Raw genomic sequence first — 16,136 nt, 5'->3', positions numbered from 1 at the left:
CCGAGCACGGAGGAACCACCATGGACCACGCGACCGAACCGTCCACCCGCCCCCGGGCCCGGGGCGAGGAGCGCGTCGAGGAGCTCCTGGCCGCCATGACGCTGGAGGAGAAGCTCGCCCAGCTCGTGGGGCTGTGGGAGGGCCGCGGGGACGCCGACAGCGACGGCGAGGGCGGTGAGGGGGCGGCCGTGGCCCCGATGCAGGACACCATGCAGGTCGCGGTGGACAGCCTCGAGGGGTTCGCCGGCCAGGGGCTCGGGCAGCTCACCCGGGTCTTCGGGACGACCCCCGTCGAACCCTCCGAGCAGGCGCGCGCCCTCATCGCCAAGCAGCGCTGGCTGCAGCAGAACACCCGGCTGGGCATCCCCGCCCTGGTCCACGAGGAGTGCCTGACCGGGCTGGCCGCCTGGAAGGCCACCACGTTCCCCGCCCCGCTGTGCTGGGGCGCCAGCTTCCACCCCGAGCTCGTGCAGGAGGTCGGCGCCGCCATCGGCGCCTCGATGCGCAGCCTCGGCGTCCACCAGGGCCTGGCCCCCGTGCTCGACGTCGTCCGCGACGCCCGCTGGGGCCGGGTCGAGGAGTGCATCAGCGAGGACCCCTACGTCGTGGGGACGGTCGCGTCGGCCTACGTGCAGGGCGTGCAGTCCACCGGGGTCGTCGCGACGCTGAAGCACTTCGTCGGGTACTCCAACTCCCGCGCGGGCCGCAACCTGGCCCCCGTGCACGCCGGCCCGCGCGAACTCACCGACGTCCTGCTGCCCCCCTTCGAGATGGCCGTCCTCGACGCCGGGGCCCGCTCGGTCATGAACTCCTACACCGAGGTCGACGGGGTCCCCGTCGCCGCCGACGAGCGGCTGCTCACCGACCTGCTGCGCGAGCGGTGGGGCTTCACCGGCACCGTCGTGGCGGACTACTTCTCCGTCGCGTTCCTCGAGCGGCTGCACGGGGTGGCGGGTTCCCCCGCCGACGCCGCCGCGCAGGCCCTGCGCGCCGGCATCGACGTGGAGCTGCCCACCGGGGTCACCTACCTGCAGCCGCTGGCCGAGCTGGTCCGCGCCGGGGAGGTGCCCGAGGCCCTCGTGGACCGCGCCCTGCGCCGGGTCCTGCGCCAGAAGGCCGAACTGGGCCTGCTGGCGCCCGACTACGACCCCGCCGCCGGCGTCGACCCCGACCGCGTCGACCTCGACCCGCCGGCGCACCGGGACCTGGCCCGGACGCTGGCCGAGGAGTCGATCGTCCTGCTGTCCAACGACGGCACCCTGCCGCTGCGGACCGCGGACCGCGCCGAACCCCTGCGGGTCGGCGTCGTCGGCCCCAACGCCGACGACACCTCCGCCCTGTTCGGCTGCTACAGCTTCGCCAACCACGTGCTGGCCCAGCACCCCGGCGTCGAGCTCGGCCTCGACGTCGACTCCGTCCTGGCCGCCCTCGGCGCCGAGTTCGGCGACGGCGCCCGCACCACCCACGTCCGCGGCGCGGACGTGGACACCGACGACACCAGCGGTTTCGAGGCCGCCGTGGCGGCGGCCGCGGCCGCCGACGTCTGCGTCGCCGTCGTCGGGGACCGCGCGGGGCTGTTCGGCCGCGGCACCTCCGGGGAGGGCTGCGACGCGGAGTCGCTGGAACTGCCCGGCGTGCAGCGCCCCTTCGTCGAGGCGCTGCTGGCCACCGGGACCCCCGTCGTCCTGGTCCTGCTGACCGGCCGCCCCTACGCCGTCGACTGGGCGCTGCAGCGGTGCGCCGCCGTCGTGCAGGCGTTCTTCCCCGGCCAGGAGGGCAGCGGGGCGATCGCCGGGGTCCTGTCCGGGCGGGTCAACCCCTCCGGCCGGCTGCCGGTGTCGCTGCCCCGCTCGGTCGGCGCCCAGCCCTACAGCTACCTGCACCCCAAGCTGGGCGCGGCCAGCCCCGTCTCGAACATCGACACCGCCCCCGTGCGGCCCTTCGGGCACGGCCTGTCGTACACGACGTTCGCGCACTCCGACCTGCGGCTGGCCGCGGCCGAGGTGCCCACCGACGGCTCGATCGCGGCGACCGTCACGGTCACCAACACCGGCGACCGCGCCGGGGCGCACGTCGTGCAGCTGTACGGCAGCGACCCCGTCGCCTCCGTCACCCGCCCCGTCGTCCAGCTGCTCGGCTACGCCCGGGTCGAGCTGGAGGCCGGGGCCAGCGCCGAGGTCACCCTCGACGTCCCGACGCAGCGGCTGGCGTTCTCGGACCGGCGGATGGTGCGCGTCGTCGAACCCGGCCGCGTCGACCTGTTCGTCGGCCACGACTGCGCCACCCCGGACCTGACCGCGGCGGTCGAGCTGACCGGTGCGGTGCACGAGGTCGGCGTGGGCGACCGCCGCCTCGTCGAGGTCGCCGTTCAGCCCGCGGCGGGGTCGTGACCGGCGTGCGCACCCCCGTCCCCCGCCCCGGAGGGGGCGGGGGACCAGCCCGCGGGCAGGAACCGCAGGGTCAGCCCGTCGCGGTCCACGACGTGCCGGCCCGGTCCGGCCAGGGCGCTGCCGCGCCCGCCGCGGCCGGTGACGACGTGCGCCGCCGCGTCGGGGTCGGGGGAGGTCAGGGCGACCACCCGCAGCCCGAGCCGGTGCGCGTCGACGTCCGCGGCCGCGGGCAGCGGGTCCACGGCGTAGGAGAACACCTCCAGCACGCCCGGACCGGCCGCGAGGTAGCTGCGCACGTACCCGCGCTCGTCGCCCGGGTGGGGCACCTGGCCCAGCCGGCCCATGCCCAGCCCGTCCGCGTACGTCGCCAGGCCCTCCCGCAGGTCGCCCACGGTGGTGGCGGCGTGGTCCAGCACCAGGTCCCCGCCGTCCTGCGCCCCGGCGCGGCCGTGCGCGGCCCGGGCGGCGACGAGCCCGGCGTCCCAGACGTCGCTGTAGCGCAGCTGGCCGGAGACGAGTTCGACCAGCGCCCCGTCGGGGTCGCTGAAGAACACGATCCGCACACCGCCCAGGGCGTCCATGGGCGCGATGGCGAACTCGACCCCGGACCGGCGCAACCGGTCGGCCCACGGGTCCACGGCGGCCACCGTGAAACCGACGTGCCGCAGACCGGCCTGGTGGTTCACGCTCGACCAGCCGCCGAGGTCCCCGTCCCCGACCCGCAGCAGCCGCAGGAACCCGGGCCCGGCCGCGAGCCAGGCCTCCTGCGGGGACCAGGCGCGCCGGTGGACGGGGCGCAGCCCCAGGACGTCGACGTAGAACTCCAGGCTGCGCGCGAGGTCGGAGACGCCGACCTCGACGTGGTGCAGTTCGACCGGTGCGGTGGGCATGGCCCCACCAGACCGCGACCCCGTCCCGGCGGCAACCCGGGAGGGACGCGGTGAGCCTGGCCCTGGTCGTCCGGTTCGACCTGCCCGACCCCGCGGCGGCGCAGCGGTTCGACGCCCTGCTGGGCGCCGCGCTGCCCGCCGTCCGCACCGAACCCGGGACCCACCTGTACGTGCCGCACACCAGCGCCACGGAACCCCTCGTGCGGCTGGTGTACGCCGTGTACGCCGACCGCGCTGCGCACGAGCGGCACAACGCCGCGCCCGGGATGGCGCGGTTCCTGCGCGAGCTGCCGGACCTGCGCGCCACCGTGCGCGTCGAGGAGCTCGTGCCCACCCCGGACGTCCTGCCGGCCTGAGGCCGGCGGTCCCCGCCCCCCGAAGGAGCCCCCGTGTCGCACGACACCCCCGCCCGCGTCGCGGCCCCCGCCGCCGACCGGCCCGAACTGGCCCACCGCCTCGCCGCGGCCACGGTCACCGTCCTGGGCCCCGACGGCGCCCCGCTGGCCGACCGCGAGGTGACCCTCGCCCAGCGGAACCACGAGTTCCTCTTCGGCTGCATCGGCTTCGACTTCGTCGCCCACGCCGGCGGGGAGGACCTCGACGGCGCGTCGTCGTTCTTCGGGGCGTCCGCGCCCGCCGACCAGGTCGACGCGCTCGCCGAGGCGTGGTTCGGGCTGTTCAACGCCACGACCCTGCCGTTCTACTGGGGTGAGTTCGAGCCGGTCCGGGGCCGGCCGGCGACCGACCGCCTGGTGAAGACCGCCCGGTGGTTCGCCGACCGCGGCGTGCTCGTCAAGGGGCACCCGCTGACCTGGCACACGGCGGCGCCGGACTGGCTGCTGGACCTGAGCACCGCCGAGGTCGTCGAGGCCCAGCGGGCCCGGATCCGGCGCGAGGTGGGCGGTCTGGCCGGGCTCGTCGACACCTGGGACGTCGTCAACGAGTCGGTCATCATGCCGGTGTACGACAAGTACGACAACGGCCTGACCCGGGTCGCCCGCGAACTCGGCCGCACCGCCACCCTGGCGGTGGCGTTCGGGGAGGCCCGGGCGGCGAACCCCGCCGCGACGTTGCTGCTCAACGACTTCGACATGTCGCCCGCCTACGAGAGGGTCGTCGAGGAGGCGCTGGAGGCCGGTGTCGGCATCGACGCGCTCGGCCTGCAGAGCCACATGCACAAGGGCTACTGGGGCGAGGAGCGGACCCACGACGTGCTGGCCCGGTTCTCCCGGTTCGGCCTGCCGCTGCACTTCACCGAGAACACGCTGGTCTCCGGCGACCTCATGCCCGCCTCGGTCGGCGACCTCAACGACCACCAGGTCGACCACTGGCCCTCCACCCCCGAGGGGGAGCAGCGGCAGGCCGACGAGCTCGTCCGGCACCTGAGCACCCTCGTGGCGCACCCGTCGGTGCAGGCGTTCAACTACTGGGGCCTGACCGACGCGACCACCTGGCTCGGCGCCCCCGTCGGCCTCGTCCGGGCCGACGGGACCCGCAAACCCGCCTACGACGCGGTGCACGCGCTGGTGAAGGGGCAGTGGTGGGTCGCCCCCACCACCGTGCGGACCGACGCGGACGGCCGCCTCGCGGTCCACGGCTTCCGGGGCGAGTACGAGGTGTCGGCGGGCGGCGCCCGCGCCGGGGTGCGCCTGGACGGCACGGCGGCCGCCCTCGAGGTGCGGCTGGCCGCGGGGACCGGCCGGTGACCCGCCGCCCGACCCGGGAGGTCCACGGCTTCAACTACGCCGGTTCCTGGGGCACCTCGGGCCTGGACCTGTGGCAGCACCACGACCACGGGCTGATGGCCGTCGAGGTGGCCCGCGGCAAGGCCGCGTTCCCCGGCTGGAACACCGCCCGCTGGTGGCTGTCGCACGAGGCGTTCCAGCGCGACCCCGGGCGGTTCCTGGCCAACCTCGACGCCGGGCTGGGGGTGTTCGCCGCGCACGGCATCGCGGTGGTGCCCGTCCTGTTCAACCGCTGGCGCGACCCGGTGTGCGACTTCGGCGGGGTCCCGCTGGACCACCTCCTGCCGCACGCCAGCGCCTGGAGCCGCACCGACGACCTGTTCGCCGACCCCCTCGCCGACGGCCCCGACGTCGCCCCCGTGCAGCGGATCTTCCGGCGCTACCTCCTCGACGTCGTCACCGCCCACGCCGACGACGAGCGGGTCTGGGCGTGGGACCTGTGCAACGAACCCCTCATGGGCGCCTACGTCCACGACGAGGACAGCCCGCTGCGCACCGCCGAGCTGCGCTGGCTGCGGTGGTGCCGGGGCGTGGTCCTGGCCGCCGGGGCCCGGCAGCCGCTGACGGTGGGCAACTACGCCGACGTGGCCGCGCTGCGGGCCACCGAACCGGTCAGCGACGTCCTGGGTTTCCACCCGTACTGGATGTGGCAGGGCATCGGCCCGGAGACGGACGTGCACACCCACGAGGGTTTCGAGGCCTACCTCGACGAGTGCGTCGCCCTCGCCCGCTCGGCCGGCAAGGACCTGTACGCCAGCGAGACCGTCTGGGGCGCCCGCGACGACGCCAAGCACGTCGAGGTCATGCGCTACACGCTGTCCCGGCTGCGGGAGCGGGGGATCGGGTACACCGTGCACGCCCTGCACCACAGCGGCGTCGCCGACCTGCACCGCGACACCCACGGGCCCGTGGGGCACCCGGAGTGGCTGCACTTCCTCGACGCCGACGGCACCGTGCGCCCGGGCCACGAGGCGTTCAACGAGTTCGCCCCCGGCTGAGGCGGCGGCCCCGCGGCCCGCCCCGGCTACGGTGCCGGGGTGCAGATCCGCGAGTACGCCGAGACCGACTGGGCCCGCGTCTGGCCCTTCTTCGACGAGGTCGTCGCCGACGGGGAGACCTACGCCCTGCCGCAGGGACTGACCTCGCAGCGGGCCCGCGACCTGTGGGTGCAGCCGCCGCCGTGGGCGACCTTCGTGGCCGTCGAGGACGACGGCACGGACGACGGCACGGGGGACGGGACGGGGGAGGAGGAGGTGCTCGGGACGGCCAAGTGCGGGCCCGTCCGCCCCGGCGGCGGGGCCCACGTGGCGACGGCCAGCTTCATGGTGTCCCCCGCCGCGCGCGGGCGCGGGGTCGGGCGCGCCCTGGGCGAGCACGTGCTGGCGTGGGCCCGCGCGCAGGGGTACCTGGCGGTGCAGTTCAACGCCGTCGTCGAGACCAACACCGCGGCCGTCGCGCTGTGGACGTCGCTGGGCTTCGCGATCGTCGGGACCGTCCCGCAGGCCTTCGACCACCCCGAGCACGGGTACGTCGGCCTGCACGTCATGCACCGCTTCCTCTGAGCCTCCTCCCCGGCCCGGCCCCGGGGCCCTCCGCCATGCCCTAGGGTGGGCGGACCATCCAGAGCGGCCGAGAGACCTGGCTCGTCGACGCCGCAGCAACCCCGCGAGGGGTGCTCATGCCAGGACCGATGGGAGGAACAGTGGGTCACGCCGGCGACCTCACCCCGCGTGAGGCCTTCGAGCTCGTCCGGGACGACCCGGACGCGGTCCTGGTCGACGTCCGCACCGACGCCGAGTGGCGGTTCGTGGGGGTCCCCACGGGCCTGGGCGCCGAGCCCACGCTCGTGTCGTGGCTGCCGGTGGACCCCGAGCGCTTCCTCGCCGACCTGGCCGCGGCCGGCCTCACGCCCGGGTCCGGCCGCAAGGTCGTCTTCCTGTGCCGGTCCGGGCAGCGCTCGGTCGCCGCGGCCGAGGCGGCCACGGCGGCCGGCATCGCGCCGAGCTACAACGTCCTGGACGGCTTCGAGGGGCCGCTGGACGCCGAGGGCCACCGCGGCGCGGTCGGCTGGCGCGCCGCGGGCCTGCCCTGGAAGCAGTCGTGAGCGACACGCGGTGCGGCGCTGCCTGGACCGAGGAGACGCGCCGACGGAGTCGTCGCGCGGATCCGGGGGAAGGCGGCGCCACGGGCACCGCGACGGAGCGAGCGGGGGAGACGTCGTGAGCGACGCGCGGGACTGGCGGCCGGACACCACGGCCGTCCGCGGCGGCCTGGCCCGCTCGCAGTTCGAGGAGACCGCCGAGGCGATGTACCTCACGTCCGGCTACGTCTACGGGTCCGCCGCCGACGCCGAGGCCGCCTTCTCCGGTGACGTCGACCGGTACGTCTACTCCCGCTACGGCAACCCGACGGTGTCGGTGTTCACCGAGCGGCTGCGGCTCATGGAGGGCGCGCAGGCCTGCTACGGGCTGGCCAGCGGGATGTCCGCGGTGTTCTACGCCCTGGCCGCGCTGCTGGGCGCCGGGGACCGGGTCGTCGCCGCGCGCAGCCTCTTCGGGTCCTGCTTCGTCATCCTCGACGAGATCCTGCCCCGCTGGGGCGTCGAGACGGTCTTCGTCGACGGCGAGGACCTCACCCAGTGGGAGCAGGCGCTCGCCGTGCCCACCCAGGCCGTGTTCTTCGAGACGCCCGCCAACCCCATGCAGACCCTCGTCGACATCGAGGCGGTCACCGAGCTGGCCCACGCCGCGGGCGCCGCGGTCGTGGTCGACAACGCGTTCGCCTCGCCCGTGGGCCAGCACCCGCTGCGGTTCGGGGCCGACGTCGTCGTGTACTCGGCCACCAAGCACATCGACGGCCAGGGCCGGGTCATGGGCGGTGCGGTGCTGGGCACCGAGGAGTTCATCGGCGGCCGGTTCCGGGAACTCACCCGGCACACCGGCCCCACCCTCAGCCCGTTCAACGCCTGGACCCTGGCCAAGGGGCTGGAGACCCTGGGCCTGCGGGTCCGGCACTCGGCGGCCAGCGCGCTGCGGATCGCCGAGCACCTCGAGCAGCAGCCCGGCGTCCGCTGGGCCCGCTACCCCCTGCTGCCCAGCCACCCGCAGTTCGACCTGGCGAAGCGCCAGATGGACCTCGGCGGCACCATCGTGACCTTCGAGCTCGACGCCCCCGCCGGGCGCGGCAAGGAACGCGCCTTCGAGGTCCTCGACGCCCTGCGGGTCGTGGACATCTCCAACAACCTCGGCGACACCAAGTCGCTGGCCACCCACCCCGCCACCACGACGCACCGGCGGCTGGGGCCGCAGGGTCGTGCCGCCATCGGCCTGACCGACGGCGTGCTGCGGTTGTCCGTGGGTCTGGAGGACCCCGACGACCTGCTCGACGACCTCACCCGCGCCCTCGCCTGAACCACCCGAACGGAGAACACCCTTGTCGCAGCAGCAGATCCCCGTCTCCCACGCCGGCAGCCTGCCGCGCACCCCCGAGCTCATCGCCGCCAACGAGGCCCGGCGGGTCGCCGAGGACGGTTTCACCCTCGAGCGCACGCCCGAGTTCGAGGCGCTGCTCACCCGCGCCGTCGTCGACCTCGTGCAGCGGCAGGAGGACCTCGGGGTGACGATCGTCGGCGACGGCGAGTACGGCAAGGCGATGTCCAGCGCGGTCGACTACGGCGCCTGGTGGTCGTACTCCTTCCAGCGCGTCGCCGGCCTGGAGGTGACGGGGGAGGACCTGTTCACCCAGCCGACCGTCCGGTCCGGCCCGGGCGACGTCAAGCTCACGAGCTTCCCCGACCGCCGCGACTGGACGATCTTCAAGGAGGCCTACCAGGACCCGACGTCGGGGATCTCGACGGGCAAGAACGCCACCGCGTTCCCCGCGACCACCGGCCCGCTGTCCTACACCGGCCAGGACGCCATCGCCTCCGACATCGCCAACCTCAAGGCCGGGCTGGCCGCCACGGGCCTCGAGCAGGGTTTCATCACCTCCCTGTCCCCGGGCAGCGGCGCGCGCATCTCCAACCGGTACTACGCCACCGAGGAGGAGCACATCTGGGCGTGGGCCGACGTCATGCGCGAGGAGTACAAGGCGGTCACCGACGCCGGGCTGATCGTGCAGATCGACGACCCGTCCATCGCGGAGAACTGGGACCAGATCAACCCCGAACCCTCCGTCGAGGACTACCGCGCGTTCACCCGGATCCGCGTCGAGGCGCTCAACCACGCGCTGCGCGGCCTGCCCACCGAGCAGGTCCGCTTCCACCTGTGCTGGGGCAGCTGGCACGGCCCGCACACCACGGACGTCGAGTTCAAGCACATCGTCGACCTCATGCTGGAGATCGACGCGGGCTCGTACTCCTTCGAGGCGGCCAACGTGCGGCACGAGCACGAGTGGAAGGTCTGGCGGGACGTGGAACTGCCCGCGGGCAAGCAGATCGTGCCCGGCGTCGTCAGCCACGCCACCAACGTCGTCGAGCACCCCGAGCTCGTCGCCGACCGCCTCGAGCGGTTCGCCTCCGTCGTGGGTGCCGAGAACGTCGTGGCCTCCACCGACTGCGGCCTCGGCGGCCGCATCCACCCGCAGATCGCCCTCGCCAAGCTCGCCACCCTGGGCGAGGGGGCGCGGATCGCGAGCGCCCGGCTGTTCGGGTGAGCCGGTGTCCGCGGGGGAGGCGGCGTGGGCGCTGTGGCAGGACTCGCCCTGGGGGCGGCTGCGCTACCACGTCGTCGCGCGCCTGCTGAGGGAGTGGACCGCCGACCTGGGGGAGGGGCTGCGGGTCCTGGACGCCGGCGGCGGTGACGGGCGCGACGCCCTGCCCTTCGCGCTGGCCGGTCACGAGGTGACGGTCCTGGACCGGTCGCAGGAGATGCTCGCCCTCGCCCGGGCCGCCGCCGCGGCGGCCGGGGTCTCCGACCGCGTGCGGACCGTCGCGGCCGACCTGGAGGACCTCACGGCGCTGGCGGCGCTGACGCGGTACCGCGAGGGCGGGTCGGGTTCCTTCGACGTCGTGTTCTGCCACGACGTGCTGCAGCACCGCAGTTCCCACGCCCAGGTCCGGGCCGACGTGGCGACGCTGGTCTCCTCGGTCCGGCCCGGGGGGCTGGTGTCGCTGCTGGCGCCCAACCCGCCCGCCGACGTGGTGACCACGGTGCTGCGGGAGGGGCCGGCGGCGGCGTGGGTGACGCTGGACGCCGAGCGCGCCGGTGACCCGGCGACGGGTCACACGGCGTTGCGGCTGTCCCCGGAGTTCGTCGCGGACGCGCTGGAGGAGGCCGGGTGCGCCGTCGTCGGCGACGCCGGGGTCCTGACCGTCACGGCGCTGCTGGAGAACGCCGAGCGCGTCGACGACCGCGTGGCCGCGGACCTGGAGGAGCTGGAGGTGGAGCTCAGCGCACGGGCTCCGTTCGCCGGGACGGCGCGCTACTGGCTGCTCGCGGGGCGACGACACTGATCCCGGCGGTACCCCCCGGGTCGGCGTCCGGGGTGCCCTCGACGTCCAGGAGGGCCAGGGCGACCCGGTCGTTGAGCCGGAAGAACCCCGCATCCAGCCCCGGCCGCGCGAACGCCGCGGCCCAGCCGCCGCCCGCCACCCAGGGGCCCACCCCGAAGCGCCGCGGGTGGACGCTGCCGTCGGTGTGCACGAGCCGCTGCAGCGGGTCGACGACGAGGCGGCCGTTGCCGAGCTCGCTGACCTCGCCGCGGGTGGTGAGGTGGCGCAGCAGCGGGTCCGCGCTCGTCGTGACCCGCGCCTCGGGCAGCCGGGCGTCGACGAGGGTGCGGGCGCTGACGACGGCGGGTGAGTTCGCCGAGCGGGCCGTCCAGCACCGGCCGACCTCGTCGGGGGCGACCCGCAGGTCACCGCCGAGGAAGCGCACGACGCCGGCGTCGGCCAGGGCCAGCAGCTCGGCCAGCCGCCGCGGCGGGGGGCCGGAGGCGACGTAGCTGAACAACCCGTGCCACCACCCGTCGACCTCCACGACGGACTGCCGGTCCAGCCGCCCGGCGTGGGCCAGGCCCGCGACCGTGACGTAGCAGGACAGCAGGGCGTGGAACACCGCGGCGTCCATGCTGAAGGCGGGGTCGGCGCGGCGCGCGACGTCGGCGGCGACGTGGTCGCGGACCCTGCGGTGCACGTCGTCGGCACCGGGACCCCACCAGCCGTCCAGCGGCCGGTCGAGGCGGTGCAGGTCGAACCGGTCCTCCGGGCGGGGCACGGCGGAGGCCACGAGGTCGTCCAGCCCCGCGTCGCCCCAGGCCAGCGCGGCGAACCGCCGGTCGAACTCGGCGGCGTCGAGGGTCGTCCGGTCCGGGTGGGCGCGGAACAGCTCGTGGTAGTGGGCCCCGGCGAGTTCCTTGGCCACGAGCGGCCAGACGTCGGCGCGCAGGTTCAGCGGCCCCTCGCCGGGCAGGGCGCCGGGGGTGAGGAACCGCGGCAGCGGGGGGCGCTCGCCGAGCTCGTAGGTGATCTTCGAGCGGTAGGGGACACCGCGCCGGGAGCCGACGTGCAGGCGCGGTTCGCGCCCGCTGGGGTGGTAGACGAGGCCGCCGGGACCCTCGGAGAACCGGCCCCCGCGGCCCTGGGCGACGAGCACGACGAGGTCGACGAACGCGAGCCCCATGCCCGCGACGAGGACGTCCCCGCCGGGGGGCAGGGTGTCCTCGTCCTCGGTGAGCCCGAGGTCGCTGGTGTACCCGGGCGCGACGTAGCGCAGGCCGTGCCGGTCGGCGAACTCCCGGGCGCCGGTCTCGCGCGGGCCCGGGACGACGTCGGGGTGCCCCTGGGCCAGCACGACGGCGTCGACGGTCAGCGCGGTGCCGTCCTCCAGGTGAACCTCCTGGCGGCCGGTGCCCCGGACGTCGACGACGCGGGTGCGGTGGACGTGCAGCCGCACGGTCGCGGGCAGGTGCGCGACGACGGTGTCCCACGCCCAGCTCAGGTAGCGGCTGCCCAGGGCGCGGGACACGAAGGTGCCCTCCCGCACCGCCAGCACCTCCCGGTGCAGCGCGTCCTGCCCGGTCGCGGCGAACTCCGCGGCCAGGGCGGCGCGGTGCTCGGCCAGCCAGGCGTACAGGGTCGGCCCGGGCCGCACGGGGCCCTCGAGCCGGGAGGAGGCGTCGGGCAGGACCGTCACGTCGGCGGCCCGGGAGTTCATCCACAGCAGCGGGTGCTGGTCGGCCCGCCAGATCCTGCCCGCACCGGCGGGGTGGGGGTCGACGACGTGGACGTCGACGCGGCGGTCGGTGGTGGAGGCGTGCGCGGACAGGCGGTCCAGGACCCCGAGGGTGCGGGGACCGGCGCCGACGAACAGCAGGGACAGGCTCACGGGTGGGCTCCTGAGGGGGGATCCGGCGGGGGACTCCTCAGCGACACGTGGCGGTCTGCGTGCGGCACAGGTCGACGTGCCGGCGGCGCACGAGCCGTCCGTTCGTCGCTCCCCGGGTCCGCACACCTCCAGGGTAGGCCCGCCGCCACGTCCCCACCTCCGCTGCCCCGGCGGCCCGGGCCCGCCGCCGGGCGGTCAGCGGCGGTGGCCCAGGACGAACGTCCGGATCGCGGTCACGGCCGCCCCGCGGGCCCACTCGGTGAACCCCGTCGGCTGCACCACGAGGTCGATGGGGGTGGCGAAGGGGCTGCGGTGCTCACCGATCGCGCGGTGCAGCGCCTCCTCCCCGACGACGGCCAGCCGGATCCCCTCCCCGGACAGGATGACCATCTCGGGCATCGTGAGGTTGGCGACGGCGGCGACGAGGACGCCCAGGCCGCGGGCGGAGTCGTCGACGACGCGCCGGGCGACGGGGTCCCCGGCGGTGGCGAGGTCGAGGACCTCCTCGTACCCGACGGCGCGCCGCAGCCCGGTCGAGGCCCGCGACTCCACGGCGGCCACCGTCAGCAGGGAGTCGGCGCAGCCGAGGTGGCCCGCGGGGCACATCGGGCCGCCGGGCAGCAGGGGGTAGTGCCCGAGCAGACCCACGCCGGCGTCCGGGCGGTCGAGGACCTCGTCGCGCACCACGAGCCCGTACCCGAGCCCCTCGCCGATGGTCAGCACCGCGAAGTGGCCGCAGCGGCGCGCGGACCCGAACCACTGCTCGGCGCGGGTGAAGGACAGCAGGTCGTTGTCGACGACGACGGGCAGGTCGAGCTCGGCTTCGAGCACCGGGCCGAGCGGGACGTCCTGCCAGCCGAGGAAGCTCGCGTTGAGGACGTGGCCGTGCTCACCCACCAGACCCCCCAGCGACACCCCGACCGCGCGCAGGGAGTCGGTGCACCCGCCGGCGACGGAGCGCACGAGGTCGACGACGGTGGCGGTGACAGCGGCCGGGGTGCGGTCGGGCAGGTCGGCTTCGGCGGACCGCAACACGTTGGCGCGCAACGAGGTCAGCACGACGTGGACCGTCGTGGCGGTGAGCTTGACCCCGACGAACAGGTGCGAGCGCTCGTCGACGTCCATCGGCCGGGTGGGCCGGCCGGTGACCGGGTCGGGCGCCTCGCCGATCTCCTGCAGCAGACCGGAGTCCAGCAGCGGCTTCGACAGCCGGGTCAGGGTGCCGGCCGACAGGTCCAGCCGGCGCGCCAGCTCGCTGCGCGGCAGGGGGCCGTCGAGCAGCACCTCCAGGGCGATGCTGTGCGCGGTCCCCGTCAGGGGTGTCCAGGCCACGGCGTCGGGGACGGGGGCCGTGGCGGGTGCGGGAGCGTCGATGGTCCGCCTCCTTCGTCGGGGGCTCAGCGTACGCCTGGGAGTGTTGCAACGGAACTCACAGCCGTGATCCAGTCCCGCTGAGCCGGGTGAGCTTGGGTGATTGACGTCCTGGGAGTTTCAGCGTAGAACTTCCCCCGTCCCGTACATCGACGTGCCGACGGAGCCACCGTGACTCAGCTGGACCTCGACCCCCACCCCCCGGCGGCCGGCCCCGGCACCGCGCCGCAGGGGCGGGTCCTGCACCTGCGGGCCGCCGGGGTCAGCCTCGTCCTCGACGTCCCCGCGACGTCGCTGCCGACCGTGGTGCACTGGGGCGCCGACCTCGGCGAGCTGTCGGCCGCGGCGCTGGACGACCTCGTCACCGCCGGCCGGACGGCGCGCGCGAACAACGACCTCGACGTGCCCCAGCCGCCCCGGGTCCTGCCCGAGCAGTCCTGGGGCTGGAGCGGGCGGCCGGGGCTGTCCGGGCACCGCGCCGGCGCCGCGTGGTCCACCCGCTTCGTCCCGACCGGCGTGCACGTCGAGGAGCGCGCCGAGGGTGGCCGGCTGGGACTGACCGCCGCCGACCGCGACGCCGGGCTGACCCTGGAGGTCGAGGCCGAGCTGCTGCCCTCGGGGCTGCTGCGGCACCGCGCCACCGTGACGAACACCGCCGGGCCGGGCGAGCAGCCCTACGAGGTCGCCGAGCTGGCCCTCAGCCTGCCGGTCCCGCCGGTCGCCACCGAGCTGTTCGACCTCGCCGGCCGGTGGGCCAAGGAGCGCGTCCCGCAGCGCCGTCCGCTGACCTTCGGCTCGCACGTCCGGGAGAACCGCCGCGGGCGCACCGGACCGGACGCGCCCCTGGTCACCGCCCTGGGCCCGGCCGGTTTCGGGTTCCGGCACGGTGAGGTCTGGGCCGTGCACACCGCCTTCAGCGGCAACCACCGCACCGTCGTCGAACGGCTCTCCAGCGGCGCCACCACCGTCTCCGGCGCCGAGCTCCTGCTGCCCGGGGAGGTCCGGCTCGCGACGGGGGAGCAGTACCGCACCCCGTGGGTGTACGCGGCCTGGTCGGCCGAGGGCCTCGACGGCGTCGCCGCCCGGTTCCACGACCACCTGCGCTCGCGGCCGCACCACCCGCGCCTGCCGCGGCCGGTCGTCGTGAACACCTGGGAGGCCGTGTACTTCGACATGGACCTCGACCGGCTGCTGGAACTGGCCCGCGCCGCGGCCGAGGTGGGCGCCGAGAGGTACGTCCTGGACGACGGCTGGTTCCGGCACCGCCGCTCCGACGACGCCGGGCTGGGGGACTGGTACGTCGACGAGGACGTCTGGCCGCAGGGCCTGCACCCGCTCGTCGACGGCGTGCGCGCCCTCGGCCTGGAGTTCGGCCTGTGGGTCGAACCGGAGATGGTCAACCCCGACTCCGACCTGGCCCGCGCGCACCCGGACTGGATCCTGCGCGGCGGGGACCGGCTGCCGCCGGCCTCCCGCCAGCAGCAGGTCCTCGACCTGGGCAACCCCGCCGCCTACGAGCACGTGCTGGGACGGCTCGACGCCATCCTGTCCGAGCACGCGATCTCCTACCTGAAGTGGGACCACAACCGCGACCTCGTGGAGGCCGGGTCCGGGCCGGTCCGGGCCCCCGGCGTCCACGCCCAGACCCTCGCGGTCTACCGGCTGCTCGACGAGCTGCGGGCCCGCCACCCCGGCGTGGAGATCGAGTCCTGCTCCTCGGGGGGGCTGCGGGTGGACCTGGAGGTCCTGGAGCACACCGACCGGGTGTGGGCCAGCGACTGCATCGACCCGCTGGAGCGGCAGGACATCCAGCGGTGGACGACGCAGCTGCTGCCGCCGGAACTCATCGGGTCGCACGTGGGGGCCTCCCCCTCGCACACGACCCACCGCAGCAGCGACCTGTCGTTCCGGGCCGGGACCGCGCTGTTCGCCTCCTTCGGCATCGAGACCGACCTCACGCGGATGGACGCCGGGGAGCGGGCCGAGCTGACCCGCTGGGTCGCGCTGTACAAGGACGTCCGGGAACTGCTGCACACCGGGGTGGTGGTCCGCGACGACGACCACGACCCCTCGTACCGCGTGCACGGGGTCGTCGCCCGCGACGGTTCCGAGGCGCTGTTCGCGGTCGTCCAGACGGGGACGCCCGACGGTTCCCTGACCGGCCGGGTGCGCCTGCCCGGCCTGCTGCCCCGGGCGGAGTACGAGGTCACCGCGCAGGAACCGGGCAACGACCCGGCCGTGCGCGGGGGACGGGACCTGCCGTGGCTCGCGACGGGGGTGCGCCTGAACGGCCGCACCCTCGCCGCGGCCGGGGTGACCGCACCGGCGATGCAGCCGCAGCAACTGCTGCTGCTGCGGGTCCGCCGTGCCTGACCCGCCCGCTCGCGGGCACCTGCCGCACGACCTCCCGGGGGT

13 protein-coding genes and 1 riboswitch are annotated in these 16,136 nt (G+C 75.4%); of the genes, 10 read left to right on the top strand and 3 right to left on the bottom strand.

Features of this window, described 5'->3' with window-relative positions; all coding sequences use genetic code 11:
* Positions 1 to 20: 20 nt before the first annotated feature.
* The gene (locus tag BJ968_RS04330; RefSeq protein WP_179749529.1) at positions 21 to 2,390 is read left to right on the top strand and encodes a beta-xylosidase/alpha-l-arabinosidase; all 2,370 of its coding nucleotides are present in this window, start codon (positions 21 to 23) and stop codon (positions 2,388 to 2,390) included.
* Here BJ968_RS04330 and BJ968_RS04325 read toward each other — a convergent pair.
* Positions 2,369 to 3,280 (bottom strand): VOC family protein, encoded by a 912-nt coding sequence (locus BJ968_RS04325; protein ID WP_179749527.1) that lies wholly within the window; start codon positions 3,278 to 3,280, stop codon positions 2,369 to 2,371. The genes BJ968_RS04330 and BJ968_RS04325 overlap by 22 nt on opposite strands.
* A gap of 50 nt (positions 3,281 to 3,330) precedes the next feature.
* Here BJ968_RS04325 and BJ968_RS04320 point away from each other — a divergent pair, with 50 nt between their 5' ends.
* The 8 genes from BJ968_RS04320 (at position 3,331) to BJ968_RS04285 (ending at position 10,477) form a co-directional block, all read left to right on the top strand.
* Positions 3,331 to 3,636 carry an antibiotic biosynthesis monooxygenase gene (locus tag BJ968_RS04320; RefSeq protein ID WP_179749525.1) on the top strand — a complete coding sequence of 102 codons (306 nt, stop codon included), beginning with the start codon at positions 3,331 to 3,333 and terminating at the stop codon, positions 3,634 to 3,636.
* 33 nt (positions 3,637 to 3,669) lie between these two features.
* Complete coding sequence (locus BJ968_RS04315) at positions 3,670 to 4,986, top strand: endo-1,4-beta-xylanase (protein WP_218884778.1); 1,317 nt, start codon at positions 3,670 to 3,672, stop codon at positions 4,984 to 4,986.
* Positions 4,983 to 6,023, top strand: coding sequence for a glycoside hydrolase 5 family protein (locus BJ968_RS04310; protein WP_179749523.1), 1,041 nt, complete (start codon positions 4,983 to 4,985; stop codon positions 6,021 to 6,023). The genes BJ968_RS04315 and BJ968_RS04310 overlap by 4 nt, the downstream gene beginning before the upstream one ends.
* Before the next feature lie 39 nt (positions 6,024 to 6,062).
* Positions 6,063 to 6,587, top strand: a complete 525-nt coding sequence (locus BJ968_RS04305; protein WP_179749521.1) for a GNAT family N-acetyltransferase — start codon at positions 6,063 to 6,065, stop codon at positions 6,585 to 6,587.
* 51 nt (positions 6,588 to 6,638) lie between these two features.
* Positions 6,639 to 6,722: riboswitch (SAM riboswitch) on the top strand.
* A gap of 5 nt (positions 6,723 to 6,727) precedes the next feature.
* The gene (locus BJ968_RS04300) at positions 6,728 to 7,129 is read left to right on the top strand and encodes a rhodanese-like domain-containing protein (RefSeq protein WP_179756186.1); all 402 of its coding nucleotides are present in this window, start codon (positions 6,728 to 6,730) and stop codon (positions 7,127 to 7,129) included.
* A 115-nt stretch (positions 7,130 to 7,244) separates the two neighbouring features.
* Positions 7,245 to 8,435 carry an O-succinylhomoserine sulfhydrylase gene (locus BJ968_RS04295; RefSeq protein WP_179749519.1) on the top strand — a complete coding sequence of 397 codons (1,191 nt, stop codon included), beginning with the start codon at positions 7,245 to 7,247 and terminating at the stop codon, positions 8,433 to 8,435.
* 22 nt (positions 8,436 to 8,457) lie between these two features.
* Positions 8,458 to 9,678: a cobalamin-independent methionine synthase II family protein gene (locus tag BJ968_RS04290; RefSeq protein ID WP_179749517.1), complete on the top strand. Its 1,221-nt coding sequence runs from the start codon at positions 8,458 to 8,460 to the stop codon at positions 9,676 to 9,678.
* 4 nt (positions 9,679 to 9,682) lie between these two features.
* The gene (locus BJ968_RS04285) at positions 9,683 to 10,477 is read left to right on the top strand and encodes a methyltransferase domain-containing protein (RefSeq protein ID WP_179749515.1); all 795 of its coding nucleotides are present in this window, start codon (positions 9,683 to 9,685) and stop codon (positions 10,475 to 10,477) included.
* Here the strand turns inward: BJ968_RS04285 and BJ968_RS04280 are convergent.
* On the bottom strand, positions 10,413 to 12,350 hold the full coding sequence (locus BJ968_RS04280; RefSeq protein ID WP_179749513.1) for an FAD/NAD(P)-binding protein: 1,938 nt from the start codon (positions 12,348 to 12,350) through the stop codon (positions 10,413 to 10,415). The genes BJ968_RS04285 and BJ968_RS04280 overlap by 65 nt on opposite strands.
* 195 nt (positions 12,351 to 12,545) lie before the next feature.
* Entirely contained in the window at positions 12,546 to 13,682 is a 1,137-nt protein-coding gene (locus BJ968_RS04275; RefSeq protein WP_179749511.1) for an ROK family protein, read from the bottom strand.
* 210 nt (positions 13,683 to 13,892) lie between these two features.
* Between BJ968_RS04275 and BJ968_RS04270 the strand changes: the two genes are divergently transcribed.
* Positions 13,893 to 16,094 (top strand): alpha-galactosidase, encoded by a 2,202-nt coding sequence (locus BJ968_RS04270; RefSeq protein WP_425491468.1) that lies wholly within the window; start codon positions 13,893 to 13,895, stop codon positions 16,092 to 16,094.
* Positions 16,095 to 16,136 lie beyond the last annotated feature (42 nt).

The sequence above is a fragment of the Kineococcus aurantiacus genome, from assembly GCF_013409345.1.
Taxonomy (GTDB): Bacteria; Actinomycetota; Actinomycetes; order Actinomycetales; family Kineococcaceae; genus Kineococcus; species Kineococcus aurantiacus.
This window is presented reverse-complemented; position numbering and strand designations above follow the sequence as displayed.

What these genes read in the sequence shown, in the direction of transcription:
- BJ968_RS04330 (WP_179749529.1), top strand. Translation starts at nt 21, where the DNA reads ATGGACCACGCGACCGAACCGTCCACCCGCCCCCGGGCCCGGGGCGAG.
- BJ968_RS04325 (WP_179749527.1), bottom strand. Translation starts at nt 3,280, where the DNA reads ATGCCCACCGCACCGGTCGAACTGCACCACGTCGAGGTCGGCGTCTCC.